This is a genomic window from Actinomadura sp., assembly GCF_044508335.1.
Taxonomy (GTDB): Bacteria; Actinomycetota; Actinomycetes; order Streptosporangiales; family Streptosporangiaceae; genus Spirillospora.
Genome location: NZ_JBIQHY010000028.1, coordinates 22097 through 44230 on the forward strand (window position 1 = coordinate 22097; position 22134 = coordinate 44230).

Genomic DNA, 22134 nt, shown 5'->3' on the forward strand with positions numbered 1-22134 from the left:
CACCCCAAAAAGTGACCTGGCCCGGACGCGCCGCATGCCCTCAGGAAACCCGCCTCAATGAGACTGTGAAGACCGGCACACCGAGGAGAAACGCCATGGATTACAGACTGGAACTGGTCACGGTACCCGTCTCCGACATCGATCGCGCCAAGGCGTTCTACACCGAGAAGGCGGGCTTCAACGCCGACCACGACCACCGGGTGAGCGACGAGGTCCGGTTCGTCCAGCTCACCCCGCCGGGCTCGCCCTGCTCGATCGCCATCGGCTCGGGCCTCGGCGCGGAGATGGCGCCGGGCGCCGTCCAGGGCCTGCAACTGGTCGTCGCCGACGCGGAGGCGGCCCGCGCCGACCTGGCCTCCCGCGGCGTAGAGGTCAGCGACGTCCACGACTTCCCCTGGGGCCGCTTCGTCTTCTTCAAGGACCCGGACGGCAACGGCTGGAACATCCAGGAGGTCCGCCGCGAAGGCTGACCGGCGGCAGCGCGACGTCCATGGCCGGCCGTCACCGGAATGGAGTGCCGCGCGGCAGACGTTGCATGCGAGATGAGCCCGGGGGAAGAACGCCTGCTCGCCGACCGCGCCGGCACGCTGAAACTCATCGCGTCGCTGATCGGCGACTGGGACGGCGTCGTCGAGGCGTCGTCGCAGACCGGGGTGGACGACGAGCACGACCCGGAGGGCGCCACGATCGCCTTCGAGCGCGCCCGGATCGAGGCGTCCCTGAGCCGCGCCCGCGCGCGTCTCGCCGACATCGACGACGCGCTGCGCCGCCTCCGCGAAGGCGCCTACGGCACCTGCGAGCAATGCGGCGGCCCGATCGGCGCGGAACGCCTGGCCGCCCGCCCGGCGACCCGCACCTGCATAACCTGCGCCACCCCCTGACCGGGCGGTGGTCGCCGGGGCGGGCCGCCTCCCCGGGTCAGAGCCTCTGCTTGAGCAGATACTTGCCCTGCTCGGCCCCCTTGCGGCTCTCGCCCTGGGCGCGCCGGAAGAAGTCGGCCAGCTCGACGTCGCCGTCGCGCTCGGCGTCCTCGATGTAGGTGTCCAGCCTGAGCGCGTGTGAACCTCGCCCGGAGCGGCAACACTTAGCCCTTGCGCTAACTATCATCGGCGGGCAATACTTAGCCGCATGGCACAGTATTCGGCGGAGTTGGACGGGGTGTTCGTCGCGCTCGCCGATCCGACGCGGCGGGCGGTGGTGCGGCGGCTCGGGGCCGGGCCCGCGAGCGTCGGGGACCTCGCGCGCGAGTTCCCCATGACGCTGCCCTCGTTCATGAAGCATGTGCGGACGCTCGAAGCGAACGGGCTGATCCGCACGGCCAAGGCGGGGCGGGTGCGCACGTGCACGCTCAACCGGGAGCGGCTCGTCCTGCTGGACGAGTGGCTCGCGGAGCAGCGGCGCATCTGGGAGGAGCGCACCGACCGCCTCGAACGGTTCGTCACCGGTTTGGAGGAGCGATGAACCCCGACCTCGACCTCGCGCTGGAGCGGGTCATCCGCGCACCGCGCGCGGTGGTGTGGAGCGCGTGGGCCGATCCCGCCCGGCTCGAGCAGTGGTGGGTGCCGGCTCCCAGCCGGTGCAGGGTGGAGCGGTTCGAGCTGAGGCCGGGCGGGGCGTTCGTCACGCGGTTGAGCGACGGCGGCCCGTTCGCGCCCCACCTCGACGCCTGCTTCCTCGACGTCGAGGAGCAGCGGCGGATCGTGTTCACCAACGCGATCGACAGCACGTGGCGTCCCGCGCGGCCCGCCCCGGTCGCGATGACGGCGACGATCACGCTGGACGACCACCCCGACGGGACGGCGTACCGGATGCTCGTCCGGCACGGCGACCCGGACGCCCGCGCGCGGCACGACAAGCTCGGCTTCGCCGACGGGTGGGGGACGGTCACAGGGCAACTCGCCGAACTCGTGGAAGGAACGGCGCCATGAAGGTCACCATCACGCAGTTCGTCACACTCGACGGGGTCAGCCAGGGGCCCGGGTCACCGGACGAGGACACCAGCGACGGGTTCGCCCATGGCGGATGGCTCGTCCCGCACATGGACGGCACGTTCGTCCAGCGCGCCTCCGACTGGCTCGACCTCGCCGGCGGGCTGCTGCTGGGGCGGCGCACCTACGAGGCGTTCGCGCGGGACTGGCCGCGGGTCACCGACCCGGCCGACCCGTTCGCCGAGCGGATGAACACGCTGCCGAAGTACGTCGTGTCGAACACGCTCCGCGAGGGGACGTGGCAGCCGGCGACGGTGCTCAAGGGAGTCGAGGCGGTCGCCGAGCTCAAGGCGCGGCCGGGACGGGAGCTGCAGGTTCACGGCAGCGCCCGGCTGGGCGACGCCCTTCTGGGCGCGGGGCTGGTCGACGCGCTCCGGCTCGTCGTCGCGCCCACGGTGCTCAGGACCGGGCGACGCCTGCTGAACGGCCAGGGAGCCCCGTCCGGCCTCCGCCTCGTCCGGCATGAGGCGACGAAGAACGGCCTGCTGCTCCTCGAGTACGAAACCGCCGGCCCCGCACGCCGAGCCGGATACACGGGCACCGCCGCCTTCGTCTGACTTCAGGCGTCGGGGGTGAGGTGTTTGGTCATGTAGACGCTGTGGGGGTCTGGGCGGTAGTCGGCGAAGGGGGCGCAGTAGGTGAAGCCGAACTTCTTATAGAGGTTGCGGGCCGGGAGGAAGAAGTCGTCGGAGCCGGTTTCCAGGCTGAGGCGCGTGAAGTCCATGCGCCTGGCCTCGGTGATGATGTGGTCCAGGAGCCTGGAGGCGATGCCGCTGCGTTTGCGGGCCGGGGCCGTGCGCATCGACTTCAGCTCGGCGTGGGAGGGGTCGAGCCTTTTCAGGGCGCCGCAGCCCACGACGGCTCCGTCGTCCAGCACCGACCAGAACGTCACGTCGGGCTTGCGGAGGTCGTCGAGGTCGAGAGCGTGCTTGCTCTCCAGCGGCGTGATGGACCGCATCTGGCGGATGTGCTCCGCCAGGAACTCCGCGATCTGCGGTCCGGACAGGTCGTCGACGACGATTCTCATTCGTCCACCCATCGGCGTCGTGTGGGACCGGGTGAGACTTTATCGTTCCAGGGCGCGGACGGGCGCTCCGGCCGGGTCCGCGGTCTCCTCCTTGGGCGCCGCGCTGGTGCGGGCGTGGGTGGCGTACAGCGTGAGCCCGACGAACAGCGGACCGCCGACAAGGTTGCCGATCACCGTGGGGATCTCGTTCCAGAGGAAGTAGTCCGCGATCGAGAAGTCACCGCCGAGCATCAGCCCGGACGGGAACAGGAACATGTTCACCACCGAGTGCTCGAAGCCCATGTAGAAGAAGACGAGGATGGGCATCCACATCGCGATCACCTTGCCGGAGACGGACTTCGACATCATCGCCGCGACGACGCCCGTGGAGACCATCCAGTTGCAGAGCACGCCGCGGATGAAGAGCGTCAGCATCCCGGCGGCGCCGTGGTCGGCGTACCCGACCGTCCGGGACGCGCCGATCGAGCCGATCTTCTCGCCGACGTCGTTCGGGTCGACGGTGAAGGCGTAGGTGAGGATCGTCGCCATCATGAGGGCGACCGTGAGGGCGCCGGCGAAGTTGCCGGCGAAGACCAGCCCCCAGTTGCGCAGCACCGAGCGCCACCCCACGCCCGGCCGCCGGTCGAGCAGCGCCAGCGGGACGAGGGTGAAGACCCCGGTCAGGAGATCGAACCCCATCAGGTAGAGCAGGCAGAACCCGACCGGGAAGAGCAGCGCCCCGACGATCGGCTGGCCCGTCTGCACCGAGACCGTGACGGCGAACGCGGCCGCAAGCGCCAGGATCGCACCGGCCATGTAGGCGCGGATCACGGTGTCGCGGGCCGACATGAGGACCTTGGCCTGACCGGCGTCGACCATCTTGCGGACGAGTTCCGGCGGTGACACGTAGGACATGCGATGACTCCTTCGCGGAAACGCGGTGATCGGCTGTCCGGCCAAGTGTGGGCAGCGCGGATTACCCGCCCGTGACAGAGGGGGAAGCTCCCTGTCACGGACGGCTCACCCGGTGGCGCGCGGCCGCGTCATCACGACGTCACACGGGCGTAACACACCGGACGCGGCGGCCAGGCGCATGTATAGCCGCCGTGAAGAGTTGATGTCGGGCGCCCGCCGGGGCCGTCCTGCCGGTAAGGCTTGTGGCGTCCGCCTAGCTGAAGGAGCCCGACGTGAAACCCATCATGAGCAAGCCCGAGGCCGCCGCACTGGTGACCGCCGCGAAAACGAGGCGCGGCCTGTCCTGGGCGCGGATCGCCGACGAGATCGGCGCGCCGGTCGTGTGGGCGACCGCGGCGCTGCTCGGCCGGCATCCGCTGAGCGAGGAGCAGGCGCGGGCGGTCTGCCGCCTCCTCGAACTGGACGACGCGGTCGCGGAGAGCCTGATGCTCCAGCCGGTCCGCGGAACCGACCCGGCGGTGATGAGCGACCCCACGATCTACCGGTTCGTCGAAGCGCTCTCCGTTTACGGGCCGGCCCTCAAAGAGCTGATCCACGAGGAGTTCGGCGACGGCATCATGAGCGCGATCAACTTCCGCGTCGACCTCTCCCGCCGCGAGGACCCCGAAGGCGACCGAGTCGTCGTCACCTTCGACGGCAAGTTCCTCGACTACAAGTGGTGACGATCGGGGCGGGGTGAATGGCCGGGGCGCTATTCTGATGGGTCGTCCGAACGGTATGACCAGGAGGGGCACGGTGACTCTGCCGGCGGAGGAGACCTTCAGCTTTCAGGCCGAAGCGGCCCAGATCCTCGATCTCATGGCCAATTCGCTCTACAGCAACAAGGAGATATTCCTGCGCGAGCTGATCTCCAATTCGTCCGATGCGATCGACCGGTTCCGGATCGAGCGCTTCGCCGAGCCGGAGTCGACCGGGAAGGAGCCGGACGACGAGCCGCGGATCCGGGTCGATTTCGACAAGGACGCCCGCACGATCACCATCGCCGACAACGGCATCGGCATGAGCCGGGCGGAGGTGATCGAGAACATCGGCACGATCGCCCGGTCGGGCACCGCCGAGTTCCTGCGCGCGATGAGCGGCGACAAGCGCGGCGACACGGCGCTGATCGGGCAGTTCGGCGTCGGTTTCTACTCCGCGTTCATCGTCGCCGACCGGGTGACGCTGACGACGCGGCGCGCGGGGCTGCCGGCGGACCAGGGCGTGCGCTGGACGTCCGAGGGCAAGGGCGAGTACACGGTGGAGACCGTCGAGCGCGAGGAGCGCGGGACGACGATCGTCCTGCATCTGCGTGACGGCGAGGACGAGTTCCTGAACGAGTACCGGCTGCGGACGGTCATCAAGCGGTACTCCGACCACATCGGGCGGCCGATCCTGCTGGGCGGCGACGAGACCCCGGTCAACCAGGCCACGGCCCTGTGGGCGCGTCCGAAGAGCGAGCTGAAGGAGCAGGACTACAAGGACTTCTACCGGCAGCTCACCAACGACTTCTCCGACCCGCTCGCCTACGTCCACGCGAAGGTGGAGGGGCGGTACGAGTACACGCTGCTGCTGTTCGTCCCGTCGCAGGCGCCGTTCGACCTGTGGCTGCCGCAGTCGCTGCAGGGCGTGCGGCTCCACGTGCAGCGCGTCTTCGTCCTGGAGGACACCGACCGGCTGATGCCCCGCTACCTGCGGTTCGTCCGCGGGATCATCGACTCCGCCGACCTGCCGCTGAACGTCTCCCGCGAGATCCTGCAGGGCGGCCAGGCCATGGAGCACATCCGGTCGAGCGCGATCAAGCGGGTCCTCAAGCTGCTCAAGGACATGGCCGAGGGCGAGCCCGAGAAGTACGCGACCTTCTGGAAGGAGTTCGGCGCCACCCTGAAGGAGGGCATCCCGGACGACCCCGCCCACCGGGACGACATCGCGCGGCTCCTGCGGTTCACCTCCACCAAGCACGACGACGTCTCGCTCAGCGACTACGTGTCCCGCATGAAGGAGGGGCAGGACAAGATCTACTACCTGCTCGCGCCCGGCCTGTCGGACGCCGCGTCCAGCCCGCACCTGGAGGCGTTCCGCGAGAAGGACATCGAGGTCCTCCTGCTGGACGACGCCGTTGACAACTTCGTCGTGACCGCACTGCCGCGGTTCGAGGACAAGCGGCTCCAGTCGGTCGCCCAGGGCGCGCCCGACTTCGGCGACATGGAGGACGCGGCCGACAAGGAGGCCGCCGAGCAGGCCGACGCCGACTACGCCGACCTCGTCGGCAAGCTCAAGGAGCACCTGGACGGCCGGGCGTTCGACGTGCGCGTGACCAGCCGCCTCACCACGTCGCCCGCCTGCATCGTCGCGAACGAGGCGGAGACCGAGTTCTCCCTCGCGCAGCGCATGCGGGGCTCGGGGCTGCCGAACCAGCCGGTCCTGGAGATCAACCCGCGCCATCCGCTGGTCGAGCGGCTCAACGGCCGGCAGGACGACCCGCGCCTCGGCGACTGGGCGCACGTCCTGTTCGACCAGGCGGTGCTCACCAGCGGCGCCCGGATCGAGGAGCCCGGCGCGTTCGTCTCCCGGCTCAACGGCCTCCTCGTCTCGCTGGCGGAGGGGCGTTGACCGCCGCCTTATCGCGGGTCTGCGGCAATGGGACGATGCGGATACTCGTGGCCGAGGACGAGCGGTTCCTCGCCGATCTGGTGGCCGAAGGGCTGCGGAAGCGGGCGATGGCGGCGGACGTCGCCTACGACGGCGAGCAGCAGCGCGGGGCGGTTCATCAGCGCCCGCGCCACCCCGACCCGCTGCCGCTCGCCGCCGCTCAGCACCGCCGGGTAGGCGTCGCGGCGGGCGGCGACGCCGAGCCCGTCCAGCAGCTCCAGCGCCCGCGCCTTCCGCGCGGGGAGGCCGGCCAGCCGACCGGCCAGCGCCACGTTCTCCAGCGCGGGCAGATCGTCGAGCAGGTTAACTAACTGGAAGACCATGCCGATACGGCGGCGCCGGAACCGGGCCAGCGCCGCCTCGCCCATGGCGGTCACGTCCTCGCCGTCCACCTCGACCGTCCCGGACGCCGGGCGGTCCAGGCCGGCGACCATGTTGAGCAGCGTCGACTTCCCGCTGCCGGAGGGGCCCATCACCGCGACGGCCTCCCCCGCGCGGATCTCCAGGCTCACCCCGTCCAGCGCGGTGACGTCGCCGAATGTCTTGCGTACGGAGCCGAGCCGTACGACCTTGTCCTCAGGTGCGTTCACGCCGCCAACCTGGCAGCCGCCGGGTTTCCGCGAGGTGAGCGCCGGGACCTTCGTCCCGAGGACTGGGGCCGGAGGTCACGCCGCCGCCGGTGGGCGGCGGCACCAGACTTGCCGGACGGGGCACCTGGGAGGGGAAGCCATGGCGGATGTCCGGACGGCGCTGGCGGAGATCGTCGGCGGGGAGCACGTGCTGTCGGGCGACGCGGTCCCCCCGGACTACGCGGGCGACGAGTCGCTCGGCGTCGCCGGGGTGCGGCCGGACGCGGTGGTGCGGCCCGCCGACGCCGGGCAGGTCGCGGCGGTGCTGCGGGTCGCCGCCGAGCACGGGACGCCGGTGACGGCGCGCGGGTCGGGGACGGGCCTGTCCGGCGCGGCGGTGCCGCGTCCCGGCGGGCTCGTCGTGTCGTTCGAGCGGATGAACCGGATCCTGGAGATCGACGCGGACGGCCAGGTGGCGGTGGTGCAGCCGGGCGTCACGCTCGCGGAACTCGACCAGGCGACCGCCGCGAAGGGGCTCGTCTACCCGGTCTTCCCCGGCGAGGGCGGCGCGAGCATCGGCGGGACGGTCGCGACGAACGCGGGCGGCATGCACGCGGTGAAGGAGGGCGTGACCCGCCACCACGTGCTCGGGCTGGAGGCGGTGCTCCCGACCGGGGAGGTGATCCGGACGGGCGGCCGGTATGTGAAGACGTCCACCGGCTACGACCTGACGCAGCTCATCGTGGGGTCGGAGGGCACGCTCGCGCTGGTCACGGAGGTGACGCTGCGGCTGCGACCCCGGCTCCCGCACACCGCGGGGGTGCTGGCGCCGTTCCCCGGCACGGACGCGGTGACGGCGGCCGTGCCCCGGCTGACGGGCGGCGGCCTCGACCCGCTCGTGCTGGAGTACGTGGACGTCCTCGCCATGGCGGCCATCACGCAGAACGCCGGGCTCGACCTCGGCGTGCCGCAGGAGGTCCGCGACGCCGCCGGCGCCTACCTGCTCGTCGTGCTGGAGAACCGCTCGGCGGACAGGCTGGACGAGGACGTCCAGGTGCTCGGCGAGCAGCTGGCCGACCTGGGCGCCGCCGACGTGTACGTCCTGCAGGGCGACCCCCTGCGGAAGCTGATCACGGCCCGGGAGGGCGCGTTCTGGGCGGCGCGGGCCTCCGGCGCGAACGCGATCGTGGACGCCGTCGTGCCGCGCACCGCGCTGTCCCGCTTCTTCGCCGCCGTCCCGGAGATCGCCGGCCGGCACGGCGCGCTGATCGGCGGCTGCGGCCACGCCGGCGACGGCAACGTGCACCTGTCGGTGTTCCAGCCGGACGCCGGCGCGCTGGCCGAGCTGATGGACGAGCTCCTCGCCGCCGCCGTCGAGCTGGGTGGGACGATCAGCGGGGAGCACGGCATCGGGCGGGAGAAGATCCGCCACTTTCTCGCCCTGGAGGATCCGGCGAAAGTGGAGCTGATGCGGCGGATCAAGAGATCCTTCGACCCGGACGGGATACTCAATCCGGGCGTTCTGTTCGGCTGAGACGAGGAGATGCGGATGAACGGCGCGCAGGCCATGGTGCGCACGCTGGCGGACGCCGGCGTCGGGGTGTGGTTCGCGAATCCGGGCACGTCCGAGCTGCACCTGGTGGCGGCGCTGGACGACGAGCCGCGCGCGAGGGGCGTGCTGTGCCTGTTCGAGGGGGTCGCGACCGGCGCGGCCGACGGGTACGGGCGGATGGCGCCCAAGCCCGCGGCCGTCCTGCTGCACCTCGGGCCGGGGCTCGGGAACGGGCTCGCCAACCTGCACAACGCGCGGCGCGGGCGCACCCCGGTGATCACGGTGATCGGCGACCACGCCACCGGCCACCGGCGGTTCGACGCGCCGCTGCAGTCCGACATCGCGGCGGTGGCCGGGACGGTGTCGGCGTGGATGCGGCGGCCGGAGACCGCGGCGGACGCCGGCCCCGCCGCGGCGGAGGCCGTCACGGCGGCCCTCGCCGGAGGCGTCGCCACGCTGATCGTGCCGTCCGACGCCGCCTGGTCGGACGGCGGCGAAGTCGCGGCGGCGCTGCCCGCTCCCCCGCCCGAGCCGGCCGCCGACGGCGCGCTGGAGCCGGCCGCCGCCGCGCTGACCGGCGGTGAGCCGTGCGTCGTGCTGGTCGGCGGGGACGCGACCCGGCGCGAGGGGCTGGAGGCCGCCGGGCGGATCGCGGCGGCGACCGGCGCGCGGCTGCTGTGCGAGACGTTCCCGGCCCGGCTGGAGCGCGGCGCCGGAGTCCCGGCGGTCGAGCGGCTCGCGTACCTGGGCGAGATGGCGTCGGCGCAGCTGGACGGCGCCCGGCACATCATCCTGGCGGGCGCGCGCCGCCCGGTGACGTTCTTCGCCTACCCCGGCCTCCCCGGCGACCTCGTCCCGGACGGCTGCCAGGTGCACGACCTCGGCGCGGACGCGACCGGTGCGCTGGCCCGGCTCGCCGACGCGGTCGCCAAGGAGGCGGCCCCGCCGCTGCAGGTGGCGGCGCGGCCGGACGTCCCGTCCGGGGCGCTCACCGGGGAGAGCGCCGCCGCCGTCATCGGCGCGCTGCTGCCCGAGGGCGCGATCGTGTCGGACGAGGCGAACACGTCCGGGCTGTGGCTGCCCGGCGCCACCGCCGGCGCGCCGCCGCACGACTGGCTGTCGCTGACCGGCGGCGCGATCGGCCAGGGCCTGCCGGTCGCGACCGGCGCGGCGATCGCCTGCCCGGACCGCCCGGTCGTCTGCCTGGAGGCGGACGGCAGCGCCATGTACACGATCTCCGCGCTGTGGACGCAGGCCCGGGAAGGGCTCGACGTCACCACCGTCGTGTTCAACAACGGCTCCTACGCGATCCTGTCGATGGAGACGACGCGGGTCGGCGCCGTCCCGGCGCCGCCCGAGCAGGGAACGGTCGCGCGGGACATGGTCGACCTGTCGCGCCCGGCCCTCGACTTCGTCGCGCTGGCGTCCGGGATGGGCGTCCCGGCGTCGCGCGCGACCACGGCCGAGGAGTTCGCGGCCCAGTTCGGCAAGGCGCTCGCCGAGCCGGGCCCGCACCTCATCGAGGCTGTCGTGCCGCCGCTCGGCTGACGGGCGCGCGGCCGCGCGCGAGGCGGCGGAACATGCGCCGCTGCCTGCGGTACAGGCCGGGGAACTCCCGGTAGAGGCGCGCGTACTCCGCCCCGGCCGCGGCGTCGGGGCGGAAGACGCCGTCCACGCGGATCCGGACGTCCTCGGGGCGGACGGCGCCGAGCGACAGCGCGGCGAAGACGGCCTGGCCGCGCAGCGTCGCGTTGATCGGGTCGGCGACCCGCTCGACGGTGCGGCCGAGCACGTCCGCGTGGATCCGGCACCACAGGTCCGAGCGGGCGCCGCCGCCGATGAGCCTGACCGGGTCGAGGCGGCGGCCGGCGAACCGCTCGACCGCCTCGTGCAGCCACCGGTTGTTGTAGGCGACGCCCTCCATCACGGCGCGGACGAGGTCGTCCTGCGTCGTGGTGAGGGACAGGCCGTGGAAGCCGGCGCGGGCGTCGCGGTCGTCCACCGGGGACCGCTCGCCGTCGAGCCAGGGGGTGAAGATCACGCCGTTGCTGCCGGGCGGCGCGGCGGCGGCGCGGGCGGCCAGCCGCGCGTAGTCGGAGTCGCCGGTGGCGGGCGCGCCCAGCACGGCCTCGTGCAGCCATTGCAGGCACCGGCCGCCGGTCTCGTGGTTGTTCGCGACGATGTAGGAGCCGTCCCGCAGGCCCGGCACGCTGGCGATCGACCGCAGGACGTCGGTCTTCTTGAACGGCACCGACAGCCCGATCCAGGACGTGGTGCTGATCGCCAGGTGCGCGCGGAAGTCGTCCAGCGGCCCCGTGCCGCACACCGCGGCGTGCAGGTCGGGCAGGCCGGTGACCACCGGCAGCCCCGCCGGCACCCCCAGCTCGCCGGCGGCGCGGGCGGAGACGCCGCCCACCACCGACCCGGCCGGGACCAGCGGCGGCAGCTTCGCGGCGTCGATCCCGGCGCGCCGGACGAGGCCGGCGTCGTAGGCGAGGACGTCCGGGCGGCGGTTGTCGGTCAGCCACGCCGCCGTCATCGAGGCGTGCGTGGCGGCGGCGACCCCGGTCATCCGCATCGTCAGGTAGTCGACCGGTTCGAGGAACCAGCGCGCCGCCGCGTGCACGTCCGGCATCCCGTGCCGCAGGAACAGCAGGTGCCCGATCGGGTCGGCGCCGGAGGGCGACGGCGCGCCGCCCGTCCTGCGCACCCAGGCGAGCGCGTTGCGCGGCGCGAACCCGGCGACCGGCCCCGCGATCAGGGCGCGGGAGTAGGGCGCGCCGCGCGTGTCGTCGTACAGCAGGCAGTCGCCGACGGGGCGCCCGGCGGCGTCCACCGGGACGGTGCTGGCCCACTGACCGGTGCACGACGCGGCGACGAGCTGCTCGGGGCGGACCGATCCGGTGACCCGCCGGGAGGCGGCGCCGACGAGCCGCCACCACTCCTCCGCGTCCTGCGTGGACGCGCCGCCGCCCGGCCGGGACGTGGTGACGAGGGCGAACTCGCAGCGGGCGATCTCCCCGGTGAGGGAGACCAGGCCGACCTTCAGCCCGGTGGAGCCGAGGTCGACGGTGAGGACGTAGCGCTCCTGCGGCGCGGCCATGGTCGGGGGCTCCGGCCGGTCAGCGGGCGGCGGGCGGCAGGGACTGCTGGGTGTCGAGCATCCCGGCCATGACCTGGCGGATGAAGTCGTCGGCCTCGTCGGTGAGCCCGCCCGGCACGCCCCCGTACACCGCGCCCGACATCGGCGCCTCCCCCGCCGCGTGCCGTTCCGCGGCGTACGGGACGGCGTCGGCGAGGTCCGCCGCGAACGCCTCGGCGACGCCCGGCCGGGTCTGCGGCCGGGTCACCGCCATGTGGACGGCGTTCGGGTACTGCTGCCCGTTCAGCCGCCAGCCGCGTCCCGCCATGAAGTCGTACACGTGGTAGACGTCGAACTCGTCGGAGGTGAAGCTGAACAGGAACGTCGGCTCGCCCAGCACCCGCAGCTCCGGATGCGACCGCACCGCGCCGATCATCCGGTGGGCCGTCTCGAAGATCTGCGCGGCGTGGCGCCGGTATCCGGCGCGTCCGAGCCGGACCATCCCGGCCCAGGTGGCGGCGAGCAGCCCGCCCGACCGGGAGCCCTCGATGCCCGGCGACAGGTACTTGCCGCCGCTCCACCCGGTGTTGAGGAAGTACAGCGCGTTGCGCAGCGCGCTGTCGCGGAACAGCAGCGTAGAGGTGCCCTTCAGCCCGTACCCGTACTTGTGGGTGTCGGCGGAGATGCTGGTGACGCCCGGCAGCCGGAAGTCGAACACGGGGACGTCCAGGCCCAGCTCCTCGCCGAACGGGAGGATGAACCCGCCGAGGCAGGCGTCCACGTGGAGGCCGATGCCGCACGACAGGGCCAGTTCGGACAGCTCCGCGACGGGGTCGATCGTCCCGTAGCCGTAGTTGCCGGCCGAGCCGATCAGCGCGACCGTGTCCGCGTCGATGAGGTCGGCGACGGCGCCGGTGTCGACCAGCGTCGTGTTCGGGTCGACCGGCGCCTGCCGCACCTCGATGCCGAACAGGTGGCCCGCCTTGTCGAACGCGGGGTGCGCCGTCTCCGGCTTCACGATGTTGGGGCGTTCCCGGCCGGCGGCGTCCCGGTAGGCGAGCATCGCGTGCAGGATGCTGCCGGTGCCGCCGGTCGTGACGATCCCGGCCGGGGTCGTGCCGGTGACGGCGCCGGCGTGCATGAGGTCGAGGGCCATGGCGAGGATCTCGCCCTCGAACTTCGTCGCGCTGGGGAACATGTCCCGCTGCAGGACGTTCGCGTGCCCGAACAGCCCGTACGCCTCGGTCATGAAGGCGTAGTGCCGGTGGTCGCCGCAGTAGACCGTCCCGGACGCCTTGCCGGTCTCCCAGAAGGCGTCCTCCGCGGCCGCCATCTCGCGCAGCTCGGCGAGGATCTCCTCCTGGGGCCGCCCCTCCTCGGGGAGCCGCTCGTGGACCTCGAACCGGTCGGCGTAGGGGTAGTCCGTCATGTGCGCCCGTCCTCCGTGCCGCGCGCCCGCCCCGTCACGGGCGCGCCGTGCCCTTGATCGTCGACGGGGCGGCGGCGGGGAGGTAGGGGCTTTCGTCCCCCCGGCCGGTGCCGTTCGGCCCGGCCGGAGGGACCGCGGCTCAGACGCCGAGGCCGCGGCCGATGATCTCCTTCATGATCTCCGTGGTGCCGCCGAAGATCGTCTGGATGCGGACGTCCTGGTACGCCTTGGCGATCGGGTACTCGGTCATGTAGCCGTAGCCGCCGTGGAGCTGGACGCAGCGGTCGACGACCCGCTTGAGCAGCTCGGTGTTCCACCACTTGAGCATGGCGGCCTCGTCGGGGGTGAGCTCGCCCTCGCTCTCCTTGACGATGCACTCGTCGGTGAAGGAGCGCGCGACGGTCAGCTCCGTCTTCATCTCCGCGAGCGTGAAGCGGTTGTGCTGGAACTTGCCGATGGGGCGGCCGAACGCCTCGCGGGTCTTGCAGTAGTCGAGGGTCCGCTCGAACGCGTCCTCGGCGGCGGCCATCGCGGTGGCGCCGATGGACAGGCGCTCGCGGGCGAGGTTCGTCATCAGGTAGATGAAGCCCATGCCCTCCTCGCCGAGGAGGTTCGCCTTCGGGACGCGGACGTTGTCGAAGAACAGCTCGGCGGTGTCCTGGGCGTGCATGCCGACCTTGTCGAGGTTGCGGCCGCGTTCGAAGCCCTCCATGCCGCGCTCGACGACGAGGAGGCTGACGCCCTTCGCGCCGGCGGACGGGTCGGTCTTCGCGACGACGATGACGAGGTCGGCGAGGATGCCGTTGGAGATGAACGTCTTCGAGCCGTTCAGGACGTAGTCGTCGCCGTCCTTGACCGCGGTGGTCTTGATGCCCTGCAGGTCGGAGCCCGCCGCGGGCTCGGTCATCGCGATCGCGGTGATGATCTCGCCGGAGCAGTAGCCGGGGAGCCAGCGCCGCTTCTGCTCCTCGGTGCAGAGCTGGCGCAGGTAGCCGCCGTTGATGTCGTTGTGGACGGCGAAACCGGGGCCGTGGATGCCGGCCTTCGCCAGCTCCTCGTTGAGGATCACGTAGTAGCGGTAGTCGGAGTTGCCGCCGCCCCCGTACTCCTCCGGCATGTCGATCCCGAGCAGGCCCGCGCGGCCGGCCGCCAGCCACACCTCACGCGAGACGATCCCGTCCTTCTCCCACTGCTCGTGGTGGGGCGCGGCCTCCTTCTCGATGAAGGAGCGCACCATGTCGCGGAAGGCGTGGTGCTCGTCGGTGTAGATGTCCCGTCCCATCCGGCGGTCTCCCTCAAGTAAGTGAGTGCTGATACTCGGTTAATGTAACACCGACGCTGTCACATAGAGGGAGGCGGGGATGGAGCTCACCGTCGACGAGCTGGCCTCGCGCGCCGGGGTCACCGTCCGGACCGTGCGGTTCTACGCCGGGCGCGGTCTGCTGCCGCCCCCCAGGCTGCGCGGGCGCACCGGCCTGTACGGCCCCGACCACCTCGCGCGGCTCGAACTCGTCCGGGAGCTCCAGTCGCTCGGGCTCACGCTCGCCTCCATCGAGAAGCACCTGAAGAAGATCCCCCTGGACGCGCCCGCCGAAGACCTCGCGCTCCAGCGGGCGCTGCTGTCGCCGTGGGCGCCGGAGCGGCCGGAGGACCTCGACCGGCACGAGCTCGACCGCCGGGCCGGGCGGCACCTCGACGACGAGACGATCCGGAGGCTGGAGGCCCTCGGCGTCGTCGAGCGGGTGTCGGCGGACGCCGTCCGGGTCGTCAGCCCCGCGCTGCTCGGCGTCAGCGCCGAGCTGGCCGAGCTGCCGATGCCGCTGGACACGCTGGTCGCCTCGTACGAGGCCGTCGACCGGCACACGACCGCGCTGGCCGCCGAGCTCCAGCAGGTCTTCCAGGACACCGTCGTCCGCCCCTACCGGGAGGGCGGGCGGTCGCCGCGGGAGCGGGAGCGGCTCATGGAGATGGCCGGGAAGCTCAAGCCGCTGATGATCCAGTCGCTGGTGACGTCGTTCCAGCGGGCCGTCGACAAGGCCATCCGCCGGTCGGTGCCCGACTGATCAGGCGTTCTTCCACTCCTGGCCCTCGTACTCGACGAGGCGCGGGTGGACGAGCGTGTTGACCTCGACGTCCCTGCTGCGGCGGTCCTTGGGGAACACCGTCGAGGCCTGCAGCACCGCGGCGTCGAGGAACCGCAGGTCGGGCACCTCGGGCGACAGCCTCAGCGCGGGGGCCCGCTTCCCCGGGGACGCCAGGACGAACCCCCAGTCGCCGAAGCTCGGCACGTCCACGTGGTAGGGGGTCACCGCGAAACCGGCGGCGGCGATCGACTTCTCGATGCTCCAGAACGACTTCGGCGCGAAGTACGGCGACCCCGACTGGACGACCATCCGGCCTCCGGGCGCGAGGGCGCGCTTCACCATGCCGTAGAACTCGACCGAGTACAGCTTGGCCGTGGACACGTCGTCCGGGTCCGGCATGTCGACGATCACCGCGTCGAACTGCTCGTGCAGGGTGCGCAGCCACGAGAACGCGTCGGCGGCGACCGTCCGCACGCGCGGGTCCTCGAACGAGCGGTGGTTGAGCGACACGATCGGCCCGTAGGTGCGGGCCAGGCGCAGCATCTCCGGGTCGAGCTCGACCAGCGTCGCGCTGCGGACGTCCTTGTAGCGCAGCACCTCGCGCAGCGCCAGCCCGTCCCCGCCGCCGAGGATCAGCACCCGGCCGTGCGGCCCCGCCATCAGCGGGTGGACGAGCGACTCGTGGTACCGGTACTCGTCCACCGAGGAGAACTGCAGGTCGCCGTTGAGGAACAGGCGCAGGTCGGACGGCCCGAGCCCGACCTGCCGGGTGATCACGATCTCCTGGTACTTCGTGCGCTCGGAGACCGCGATCGGGTCGGTGTAGAGCGCCTGCCGCGCCGACACCTCGAAGCCGTCGGCCAGCGCGTACGTCCCGCCGAGGACGGCGAGGACGGCCACCATGCCGAGCGCCAGCGCGGCCCGCGCGATCCGCCCGACCTCGCGGCGGAACAGCCACAGCACGACCGCCATCCCGGCGACCGCGTTCAGGACGCCGACGAGCAGCGCGCCCTTGATGTGCCCGAACGCCGGCAGCAGCAGGAACGGGAACGCGAGCCCGCCGACCAGCGCGCCCACGTAGTCGGCGGCGAACAGGTCGGCGACGGCGGACCCCGCGTCCTGCTTCCTGATCCGCTGCAGCAGCGTCATCAGCAGCGGGATCTCCGCGCCGATCAGCGCGCCCACCGCGAACGACACCACCACCAGCGCCGGGACGTACAGGTCGAGCCACGCGAACGCCGCGTACAGCGCGAGGACCGACACGCCGCCGATCAGCGCGAGCGCGCCCTCCACGACCGCGAACGCCACGACCGCGCGGCCCTGCAGCGGCTTCGCGGCGAGCGACCCGACGCCCATCGCGAACACCATCACCGACAGGACGATCGACGCCTGCGTGACGGAGTTGCCCACGAGGTAGCTGCCGAGCGCGACCAGCGCCAGCTCGTACACCAGCCCGCACGCCGCGCACGTGAACACGGCGGCGAGGATGAGCGTGCGGGCGAGGCGGGCGGGGACGCGCGGCCTCCCCGGACCGTCCGTCCGCTCGGACGGCTCCGGGGAGGGCGGGCGGCCGGCCCGGTCGACGGCCCGGTCGACGGCCCGGTCGACGGCCCGGTCCAGGTCGCGGGACGTCAGGAGACCGCCCCGGCCACGATCGCGGCGACGCCGAGGTCGGCCGCGGCGACGACCCAGCCGGCGGGGTGGATGGCCTTGCCGCCGCCGTCCGCGTCGACGAGCGTCGCGCCGAGCTTGCCCGGCGTGACCACGTCCAGCAGCAGGAACGCGATGATCATCAGCACGATGCCGCACCCGCCGAACACCGCGGTGTCGATCAGCCCGTCGCTGAGGTCGTTGTCGCTGGTGACGATCGCCGTGAAGACGATGCCGCCGATGCCGAACAGCTTGGCCGCGAGCAGCAGCGCGGCGCCGCGGTTGCCCTCGGTCCAGATCTGCTTGCCGAGCCGGCCGGGCGTCGTCACCTCCACCACCAGGTATCCGAGTGCCATCAGCGCGATGCCGACCGCGCCGTAGGCGAACGTCGCGCCGACCTCGTTAAGGATGTCGTTCATCTATCGCTCCTCATTTGCCCGACCCTGGGCCGCCGCCCCGGAATGACGCGGCGCCGCTGCTCGTCCATCCATTGCTGCCGGGACTGGCCCAGCGCCCGCCGACGTGGGAGTAGTAGCGGTTGTAGCCGCGGCGGGGCTTGTCGACGGTGATCCGGCTGCCCGCGCCGTCCGGCAGGACGCCGACGACGAGCTTCGGGTAGCGCAGGAAGATGCCGCCCGCGGCGCCCTTGGTCGCCATGTCGTCCACCCGGTCGATCGGCCGGAACTTGCGGCTGATCTCCGAGGCGACGGTCGTCGGGGCCTTCGAGGACCGGTAGGTGTCCGCGCCCGCCCTGGTGTACTTGTCGCCGATCCACGACGACGGCGACTGCCCGCAGCCGCCGAGCGCCACGGTGGTCAGGGCGGCGGCGGCCACCGCGCCCGCCACCCGCTTTCTGCTGTTCATGAGGGTCTCACCAACCGGCTCCGCGTCATCACGATCTCTCGGGTCTGGGGGTAGGCGTGCCAGGTCCGCCAGCCGAACCCGGGTTCCTGCGTCTCTTCCAGGGCCAGGGCGGTGACGGCGTGCGGCGATCCGGGGAACGCCCCGGTCAGCGCGTCACCGCGGTCCGCGAGCCGCGCGCACACGGCCTCGACGGCGCGGGCGAACGCCGTCCCGTCGCTGTGCGCGGCGGTCGTCGCGGCGAACTCGTACGCCCAGCCGGGCACGCTGGTCGCGGCGCGGCCGGGCAGCGGCTCGGCGCGGTCCGGCAGGCACGCCACCGTCTCGCTCAGCGGCCCCGCGATGACCTGGTGGGACGCGCCGAGCAGGCGCATCTCCACGCTCAGGCCCGCGCGTTCCACCGGCAGGACGGCGAGCGCCTCCAGCGGCGGCAGCCCGAGCGCGAAGGAGAGCCCGTCCGCGCGCGCGTCCGCGTAGGGGGTGTCGAGCGTGGCGCGCAACTCAGCTACCGCCACCCGGGTAGATCGTCATCGATCCGGCGGGGACGCGCTCGCCGAGGCCCGCCTCCCACTGGCCGCCGCCGTACTGCTCGAACGACAGGTACCTGCCGCGCGGGCCCTCGTAGTCGACGTACTCGACCCGGCCCTGCACGCCGACGCCGGTCGTGCCCTCGCTGGTGTAGTCGGCGGTGCCGTGCTCGTCGCGGCGGTACTCGACGCCGTCCACGACGATCGTCTTCTCACCGGGGGTGAGGTCGCCGATGTCGTGCTCGGTCCACCAGACGACCTCCAGGTCGGGGTCCTCCTCGACGGAGATCCACACCTTCTGGCCCTCGATGGTGTCGGCGTCGAGGAGGTGCTCGCTCCAGGTGAAGCCGCCCTCCCTGAGGCGCAGCGAACCCCGCACGAAGTAGCGGGTGCCGAGGTACTCGACCATGTCGCCCGCCTTCAGCGTCCGCGGGTCGCCGGCCACCGAGTCCCCGGGGGCGAACGGGTCGTGCGGGACCGCGGGGGCGGGTGCCGGGGCGCTCGAACGGCGTCGCAGCAGGACGATGATGAGCACGACCAATGCGACCAGGATCAGCGCGAGAAGGATCACAATCGCCGCTCCGCCCACGGGCACCTCCATCTTTTCGTCAAAAACTCCGGGCACAGACCAGCGGATCCTACCGACTGTGGCGTCTCAGGCCCATACCGCGATGAGACGTATCAAATGATCCGCAGGTTTCATATGGAGAACCGAGATCCGATGCAAGCCCGGTACCTGGCGCGACGCCCGCGGGATCGGGGCGCGGGATCGAGGTGCGGGAGCAGCGGCGGGGGCGAGTGGGGGGTCGAGGTCGGGGGGCGGAGGCGGGGGTCGGAGGCGGGGTCGGAGGCGGGGGTCAGAGGCGGTCGACGGCGGCGGCGACGCGGTCGTCGGTCGCGGTGAAGGCGATCCTGACGTGCCGGGCGCCGGCCGGGCCGTAGAACTCGCCGGGGCCGACGAGGATGCCGAGGGACGCCAGGTGGGCGACGGTGTCCCAGCACGGCTCGTCCCGTGTGGCCCACAGGTACAGGGACGCCTCGGAGTGGTCGATGCGGAAGCCGTGGCCCTCGAACGCCGCCCGCAGCGCGGCGCGGCGGCGCGCGTACCGGGCGCGCTGCTCGTCCACGTGCGCGTCGTCGGCGAACGCCGCCGTCATCGCGGCCTGCACCGGCGCCGGGACGATCATGCCGGCGTGCTTGCGGACCTCCAGCAGCCGCCGCACGAGCGCGGGGTCGCCGGTGACGAACCCGGCGCGGTAGCCGGCCATGTTGGAGCGCTTGGACAGGGAGTTGACCGCGAGGAGGCCCTCGTGGGAGCCGTCGCACACGTCCGGGTGCAGGATCGAGATCGGCGGGTTCTCCTCGTCCCAGCCGAACTCCAGGTAGCACTCGTCGCTCACGACGATCGCGCCGCGGCCGCGCGCCCACGCGACGACCTTGCGCAGGTGCTCGGCGGGCAGCACCTTGCCGGTCGGGTTGGACGGCGAGTTCACCCACACGATCTTGGGGTTCACCGGGCCGAGGCGCAGCAGCCCGTCGGTCGCGACGGGCGAGGCGCCGGCCAGCCGGGTGCCCACGTCGTAGGTCGGGTAGGCCAGCTCGGGGAAGACGACCTTGTCGCCGGGGCCGGCGCCGAGCAGCGTCGGCAGCCAGGCGACCAGCTCCTTGGTGCCGATGACGGGGAGCACCGCGTCCGGGTCGGCGCCGGACACGCCGGCGCGGCGGCGCAGCCAGCCCGCGACGGACTCGCGCAGTTCGGGCGTCCCGTAGGTCTGCGGGTAGCCGGGCGCGTCGGCGGCGGCGGCGAGGGCCTCCCGGACCGGCTCGGGCGTCGGGTCGACGGGCGTCCCGACGGACAGGTCGACGATGCCGTCCGCGTGCGCCAGCGCCCGCTCCTTGTAGGGCGCGAGGCGATCCCACGGAAAGTCCGGCAGCGTGAACACGTGCCCTGCTCCTCACTCTGGAGAAATCGCGGGCCGCGGCCGTCCCGAACTCGGGAGACCGCGGCCCGGAGTGCGTCGTCCCTGATCAGTCGTCGTGGCTCTGCGGGGGCAGCGCGGCGACGATCGGGTGGTCCTTGTCGATCTTCCCGACCTTGGACGCGCCGCCCGGCGAGCCGAGGTCGTCGAAGAACTCCACGTTGACCTTGTAGAAGTCCTTCCACTGCTCGGGCGTGTCGTCCTCGTAGTAGATCGCCTCGACAGGGCACACCGGCTCGCACGCACCGCAGTCCACGCACTCGTCCGGGTGGATGTACAGCATGCGCTTGCCCTCGTAGATGCAGTCGACCGGGCACTCCTCGATGCATGCCTTGTCGAGCAGGTCCACGCAGGGCTGCGCAATGACGTAGGTCACGTCAGTGACTCCTCTCGGATATCCGGCCCCGCCGCACGTCACGGGTCGCCGCAAGCTCGCTGTGAATAGTATGGCCACGACGGCTCGGTCGGTTCGACATGGGGGTCCTCAAATGTCCGCTCGCTTCGCCGCGCGGCTGGTGGTGTCCATCAGTGGCGCGGACGTGGGTCAGCGGATCTCACTGCGCCGCCGTCTGCCAACGGGAGAGTACAGCGACGTCGTCGGCGTGCTCGAATCGTGGTCCGGCGGAACGCTCGCGGTGCGCCGCCGCACCGGTGAGCTGGTCGAAGTGCCCGAGGAGACCATGGTCGCGGCGAAGGTCGTCCCGCCGCAGCCGCCGCCGCGCCGCCGTCCCCGCCGAGAGGAGCCGGAGGACGGCTGACGCGGGCGTCCGGTTCAGCCCGTGCCCGCCGGCTCGGGGCCGGTGGCAGCGGGGCCGGTGGGAGCGGCGCTGGACGGGGCCGGGCCGGACGGGGCGGGGCTCGGCGGGGCGGGACTCGGCGGCGCCGGGCTCGGCGACGTCGCGGACGGCGGGCCGTCCGGCGCGCTCGGGGCTCCCGGGCCCGCGGGCGACCCGTACGGCGGCGGAGCGGCCGTCACCTCCACGGTCCGCTCGCTGTAGGTCACGCCCGGCTCGAGCTCGCGGCCCTGAAACAGCTCCGACACGGTGACGAGCGTGAAACCGCGCTTCTTCAGGCCGTCCACCACCTTCGGGATGGACTCGACGCTCGCCTTGTGGATGTCGTGGAACAGGATGATGCCGCCGCTCTTCGCCTCCTTGATGCCGACCCTGACGTCGCGGGCCACGTCGCGGTACCGCCAGTCGAGCGTGTCGACGCTCCACAGGATCAGCGGCATCCCGATGACGCGCCCGACGCGCTTGTTCGTCGCCCCGTAGGGCGGGCGCATCAGCATCGGCTCCACGCCGCCGGACGCCTCCATGACGGCCTTCTGCGTCCGCTCGATCTGCGACCGCACCTCGGCGGACGGCAGCCCGGTCAGGCTGGGGTGCGACCAGCTGTGATTCGCCAGTTCATGACCCTCCAGCGCCATCCGCCGCACCACGTCGCGATGCGCGCCGACGTTCTCGCCGAGCATGAAGAACGTCGCGCGCACGCCGCGCCTCTTCAGCGTGTCCAGCAGGCCCGCGGTGTAGGGGCCGGGGCCGTCGTCGAACGTCAGCGCGACGCACTTCACCCGGTCGCAGTCGATCTTCCGCGGCGGTGGCGGCGCAGGCGATTCGCTCGCCTGCGCCCCGCGCCCGAGGGCGGCCTGCTCCCCCGCCGTCCGCGCCTGCCGCTTGCCCGAGTGGCTGCATCCCGCGGCGAGCAGGAGCCCGGCCCCGATGATGGCGATTTTCCTGATCCGCACCACGCACCCCCGAACGTGTCGCTTCGGGGCCGCTCATACCCTCCGTCACGGATGCGA

General features: G+C 72.4%; 25 protein-coding genes and 2 pseudogenes. 12 read left to right on the forward strand and 15 right to left on the reverse strand.

Annotated features, from left to right (window positions below):
• The first annotated feature begins 95 nt into the window (after positions 1–95).
• Both ACIWVC_RS13060 and ACIWVC_RS13065 read left to right on the forward strand, forming a co-directional pair.
• The gene (locus ACIWVC_RS13060; RefSeq protein ID WP_396447497.1) at positions 96–470 is read left to right on the forward strand and encodes a VOC family protein; all 375 of its coding nucleotides are present in this window, start codon (positions 96–98) and stop codon (positions 468–470) included.
• Positions 471–542: 72 nt separating this feature from the next.
• Positions 543–881 carry a TraR/DksA family transcriptional regulator gene (locus ACIWVC_RS13065; RefSeq protein ID WP_396447496.1) on the forward strand — a complete coding sequence of 113 codons (339 nt, stop codon included), beginning with the start codon at positions 543–545 and terminating at the stop codon, positions 879–881.
• Between the two features lie 37 nt (positions 882–918).
• Here the strand turns inward: ACIWVC_RS13065 and ACIWVC_RS13070 are convergent, their stop codons facing one another.
• Positions 919–1107 (reverse strand): hypothetical protein, encoded by a 189-nt coding sequence (locus ACIWVC_RS13070; RefSeq protein WP_396454171.1) that lies wholly within the window; start codon positions 1105–1107, stop codon positions 919–921.
• A gap of 21 nt (positions 1108–1128) precedes the next feature.
• On the opposite strand from ACIWVC_RS13070, the gene ACIWVC_RS13075 reads away from it, so the two are divergent.
• From ACIWVC_RS13075 to ACIWVC_RS13085, 3 genes are read left to right on the forward strand one after another with little or no spacing between them, the layout of a single operon-like run.
• The gene (locus ACIWVC_RS13075) at positions 1129–1461 is read left to right on the forward strand and encodes an ArsR/SmtB family transcription factor (RefSeq protein WP_396447495.1); all 333 of its coding nucleotides are present in this window, start codon (positions 1129–1131) and stop codon (positions 1459–1461) included.
• Positions 1458–1928 (forward strand): SRPBCC domain-containing protein, encoded by a 471-nt coding sequence (locus ACIWVC_RS13080; RefSeq protein ID WP_396447494.1) that lies wholly within the window; start codon positions 1458–1460, stop codon positions 1926–1928. The genes ACIWVC_RS13075 and ACIWVC_RS13080 overlap by 4 nt, the downstream gene beginning before the upstream one ends.
• Complete coding sequence (locus ACIWVC_RS13085; protein ID WP_396447493.1) at positions 1925–2545, forward strand: dihydrofolate reductase family protein; 621 nt, start codon at positions 1925–1927, stop codon at positions 2543–2545. The genes ACIWVC_RS13080 and ACIWVC_RS13085 overlap by 4 nt, the downstream gene beginning before the upstream one ends.
• A 2-nt stretch (positions 2546–2547) precedes the next feature.
• On the opposite strand, the gene ACIWVC_RS13090 is transcribed toward ACIWVC_RS13085, so the two are convergent.
• On the reverse strand, positions 2548–3015 hold the full coding sequence (locus ACIWVC_RS13090) for a GNAT family N-acetyltransferase (protein WP_396447492.1): 468 nt from the start codon (positions 3013–3015) through the stop codon (positions 2548–2550).
• Between the two features lie 39 nt (positions 3016–3054).
• On the reverse strand, positions 3055–3909 hold the full coding sequence (locus ACIWVC_RS13095) for a formate/nitrite transporter family protein (RefSeq protein WP_396447490.1): 855 nt from the start codon (positions 3907–3909) through the stop codon (positions 3055–3057).
• 272 nt (positions 3910–4181) lie between these two features.
• Between ACIWVC_RS13095 and cynS the strand changes: the two genes are divergently transcribed.
• From cynS to ACIWVC_RS13110, 3 genes and pseudogenes are all read left to right on the forward strand, one after another.
• Positions 4182–4631 carry a cyanase gene (gene cynS, locus ACIWVC_RS13100; protein WP_396447489.1) on the forward strand — a complete coding sequence of 150 codons (450 nt, stop codon included), beginning with the start codon at positions 4182–4184 and terminating at the stop codon, positions 4629–4631.
• 73 nt (positions 4632–4704) lie between these two features.
• Positions 4705–6558 (forward strand): molecular chaperone HtpG, encoded by a 1854-nt coding sequence (htpG, locus tag ACIWVC_RS13105; RefSeq protein WP_396447488.1) that lies wholly within the window; start codon positions 4705–4707, stop codon positions 6556–6558.
• Positions 6559–6593: 35 nt separating this feature from the next.
• A pseudogene (locus tag ACIWVC_RS13110) lies at positions 6594–6716 on the forward strand (response regulator transcription factor); the annotation flags it as partial.
• Positions 6717–6752: 36 nt separating this feature from the next.
• On the opposite strand, the pseudogene ACIWVC_RS13115 reads toward ACIWVC_RS13110, so the two are convergent.
• Positions 6753–7070 (reverse strand): annotated as a pseudogene (locus ACIWVC_RS13115) (ATP-binding cassette domain-containing protein); the annotation flags it as partial.
• Positions 7071–7326: 256 nt separating this feature from the next.
• Here ACIWVC_RS13115 and ACIWVC_RS13120 point away from each other — a divergent pair.
• Positions 7327–8700 carry an FAD-binding oxidoreductase gene (locus ACIWVC_RS13120; RefSeq protein ID WP_396447487.1) on the forward strand — a complete coding sequence of 458 codons (1374 nt, stop codon included), beginning with the start codon at positions 7327–7329 and terminating at the stop codon, positions 8698–8700.
• A gap of 15 nt (positions 8701–8715) precedes the next feature.
• Positions 8716–10266, forward strand: coding sequence for an acetolactate synthase large subunit (locus ACIWVC_RS13125; RefSeq protein ID WP_396454172.1), 1551 nt, complete (start codon positions 8716–8718; stop codon positions 10264–10266).
• Here ACIWVC_RS13125 and ACIWVC_RS13130 read toward each other — a convergent pair.
• The 3 genes from ACIWVC_RS13130 to ACIWVC_RS13140 all read right to left on the reverse strand — a co-directional run bounded on the left by ACIWVC_RS13130 (position 10235) and on the right by ACIWVC_RS13140 (position 14511).
• Positions 10235–11821: an FGGY-family carbohydrate kinase gene (locus ACIWVC_RS13130; RefSeq protein ID WP_396447485.1), complete on the reverse strand. Its 1587-nt coding sequence runs from the start codon at positions 11819–11821 to the stop codon at positions 10235–10237. The genes ACIWVC_RS13125 and ACIWVC_RS13130 overlap by 32 nt on opposite strands.
• A 19-nt stretch (positions 11822–11840) precedes the next feature.
• A complete protein-coding gene (locus ACIWVC_RS13135) occupies positions 11841–13229 on the reverse strand; it encodes a pyridoxal phosphate-dependent decarboxylase family protein (RefSeq protein ID WP_396447484.1) in 1389 nt (462 codons plus the stop codon).
• A 139-nt stretch (positions 13230–13368) separates the two neighbouring features.
• On the reverse strand, positions 13369–14511 hold the full coding sequence (locus ACIWVC_RS13140) for an acyl-CoA dehydrogenase family protein (RefSeq protein ID WP_396447483.1): 1143 nt from the start codon (positions 14509–14511) through the stop codon (positions 13369–13371).
• 79 nt (positions 14512–14590) lie between these two features.
• Between ACIWVC_RS13140 and ACIWVC_RS13145 the strand changes: the two genes are divergently transcribed.
• Positions 14591–15292 carry a MerR family transcriptional regulator gene (locus ACIWVC_RS13145; protein WP_396447482.1) on the forward strand — a complete coding sequence of 234 codons (702 nt, stop codon included), beginning with the start codon at positions 14591–14593 and terminating at the stop codon, positions 15290–15292.
• On the opposite strand, the gene ACIWVC_RS13150 is transcribed toward ACIWVC_RS13145, so the two are convergent.
• From ACIWVC_RS13150 to fdxA, 7 genes are all read right to left on the reverse strand, one after another.
• Positions 15293–16789, reverse strand: coding sequence for a polyamine aminopropyltransferase (locus tag ACIWVC_RS13150; RefSeq protein ID WP_396447481.1), 1497 nt, complete (start codon positions 16787–16789; stop codon positions 15293–15295).
• Positions 16790–16944: 155 nt separating this feature from the next.
• Complete coding sequence (locus tag ACIWVC_RS13155) at positions 16945–17382, reverse strand: DUF350 domain-containing protein (protein ID WP_396447480.1); 438 nt, start codon at positions 17380–17382, stop codon at positions 16945–16947.
• 10 nt (positions 17383–17392) lie between these two features.
• Complete coding sequence (locus ACIWVC_RS13160; protein ID WP_396447479.1) at positions 17393–17827, reverse strand: DUF4247 domain-containing protein; 435 nt, start codon at positions 17825–17827, stop codon at positions 17393–17395.
• Positions 17824–18339, reverse strand: a complete 516-nt coding sequence (locus tag ACIWVC_RS13165; RefSeq protein WP_396447478.1) for a DUF2617 family protein — start codon at positions 18337–18339, stop codon at positions 17824–17826. The genes ACIWVC_RS13160 and ACIWVC_RS13165 overlap by 4 nt, the downstream gene beginning before the upstream one ends.
• A complete protein-coding gene (locus ACIWVC_RS13170) occupies positions 18326–18940 on the reverse strand; it encodes a DUF4178 domain-containing protein (RefSeq protein ID WP_396447477.1) in 615 nt (204 codons plus the stop codon). Before ACIWVC_RS13170 ends, ACIWVC_RS13165 begins: the two co-directional genes overlap by 14 nt.
• 268 nt (positions 18941–19208) lie before the next feature.
• Positions 19209–20294, reverse strand: a complete 1086-nt coding sequence (dapC, locus tag ACIWVC_RS13175; protein WP_396447476.1) for a succinyldiaminopimelate transaminase — start codon at positions 20292–20294, stop codon at positions 19209–19211.
• 85 nt (positions 20295–20379) lie between these two features.
• Positions 20380–20706 carry a ferredoxin gene (fdxA, locus tag ACIWVC_RS13180; protein ID WP_396447475.1) on the reverse strand — a complete coding sequence of 109 codons (327 nt, stop codon included), beginning with the start codon at positions 20704–20706 and terminating at the stop codon, positions 20380–20382.
• Between the two features lie 112 nt (positions 20707–20818).
• On the opposite strand from fdxA, the gene ACIWVC_RS13185 reads away from it, so the two are divergent.
• Positions 20819–21088, forward strand: a complete 270-nt coding sequence (locus ACIWVC_RS13185; RefSeq protein WP_396447474.1) for a hypothetical protein — start codon at positions 20819–20821, stop codon at positions 21086–21088.
• A gap of 14 nt (positions 21089–21102) precedes the next feature.
• Here ACIWVC_RS13185 and ACIWVC_RS13190 read toward each other — a convergent pair whose 3' ends face one another.
• Positions 21103–22077 (reverse strand): polysaccharide deacetylase family protein, encoded by a 975-nt coding sequence (locus ACIWVC_RS13190; RefSeq protein ID WP_396447473.1) that lies wholly within the window; start codon positions 22075–22077, stop codon positions 21103–21105.
• Positions 22078–22134: the final 57 nt, after the last annotated feature.

Bases quoted from the DNA above. Each gene is read 5' to 3' on its own strand.
- ACIWVC_RS13060 (WP_396447497.1), top strand. From the start codon at position 96: ATGGATTACAGACTGGAACTGGTCACGGTACCCGTCTCCGACATCGAT.
- ACIWVC_RS13065 (WP_396447496.1), top strand. From the start codon at position 543: ATGAGCCCGGGGGAAGAACGCCTGCTCGCCGACCGCGCCGGCACGCTG.
- ACIWVC_RS13070 (WP_396454171.1), bottom strand. From the start codon at position 1,107: ATGATAGTTAGCGCAAGGGCTAAGTGTTGCCGCTCCGGGCGAGGTTCA.
- ACIWVC_RS13075 (WP_396447495.1), top strand. From the start codon at position 1,129: ATGGCACAGTATTCGGCGGAGTTGGACGGGGTGTTCGTCGCGCTCGCC.
- ACIWVC_RS13080 (WP_396447494.1), top strand. From the start codon at position 1,458: ATGAACCCCGACCTCGACCTCGCGCTGGAGCGGGTCATCCGCGCACCG.
- ACIWVC_RS13085 (WP_396447493.1), top strand. From the start codon at position 1,925: ATGAAGGTCACCATCACGCAGTTCGTCACACTCGACGGGGTCAGCCAG.
- ACIWVC_RS13090 (WP_396447492.1), bottom strand. From the start codon at position 3,015: ATGAGAATCGTCGTCGACGACCTGTCCGGACCGCAGATCGCGGAGTTC.
- ACIWVC_RS13095 (WP_396447490.1), bottom strand. From the start codon at position 3,909: ATGTCCTACGTGTCACCGCCGGAACTCGTCCGCAAGATGGTCGACGCC.
- ACIWVC_RS13120 (WP_396447487.1), top strand. From the start codon at position 7,327: ATGGCGGATGTCCGGACGGCGCTGGCGGAGATCGTCGGCGGGGAGCAC.
- ACIWVC_RS13125 (WP_396454172.1), top strand. From the start codon at position 8,716: ATGAACGGCGCGCAGGCCATGGTGCGCACGCTGGCGGACGCCGGCGTC.
- ACIWVC_RS13130 (WP_396447485.1), bottom strand. From the start codon at position 11,821: ATGGCCGCGCCGCAGGAGCGCTACGTCCTCACCGTCGACCTCGGCTCC.
- ACIWVC_RS13135 (WP_396447484.1), bottom strand. From the start codon at position 13,229: ATGACGGACTACCCCTACGCCGACCGGTTCGAGGTCCACGAGCGGCTC.
- ACIWVC_RS13140 (WP_396447483.1), bottom strand. From the start codon at position 14,511: ATGGGACGGGACATCTACACCGACGAGCACCACGCCTTCCGCGACATG.
- ACIWVC_RS13145 (WP_396447482.1), top strand. From the start codon at position 14,591: ATGGAGCTCACCGTCGACGAGCTGGCCTCGCGCGCCGGGGTCACCGTC.
- ACIWVC_RS13155 (WP_396447480.1), bottom strand. From the start codon at position 17,382: ATGAACGACATCCTTAACGAGGTCGGCGCGACGTTCGCCTACGGCGCG.
- ACIWVC_RS13160 (WP_396447479.1), bottom strand. From the start codon at position 17,827: ATGAACAGCAGAAAGCGGGTGGCGGGCGCGGTGGCCGCCGCCGCCCTG.
- ACIWVC_RS13185 (WP_396447474.1), top strand. From the start codon at position 20,819: ATGTCCGCTCGCTTCGCCGCGCGGCTGGTGGTGTCCATCAGTGGCGCG.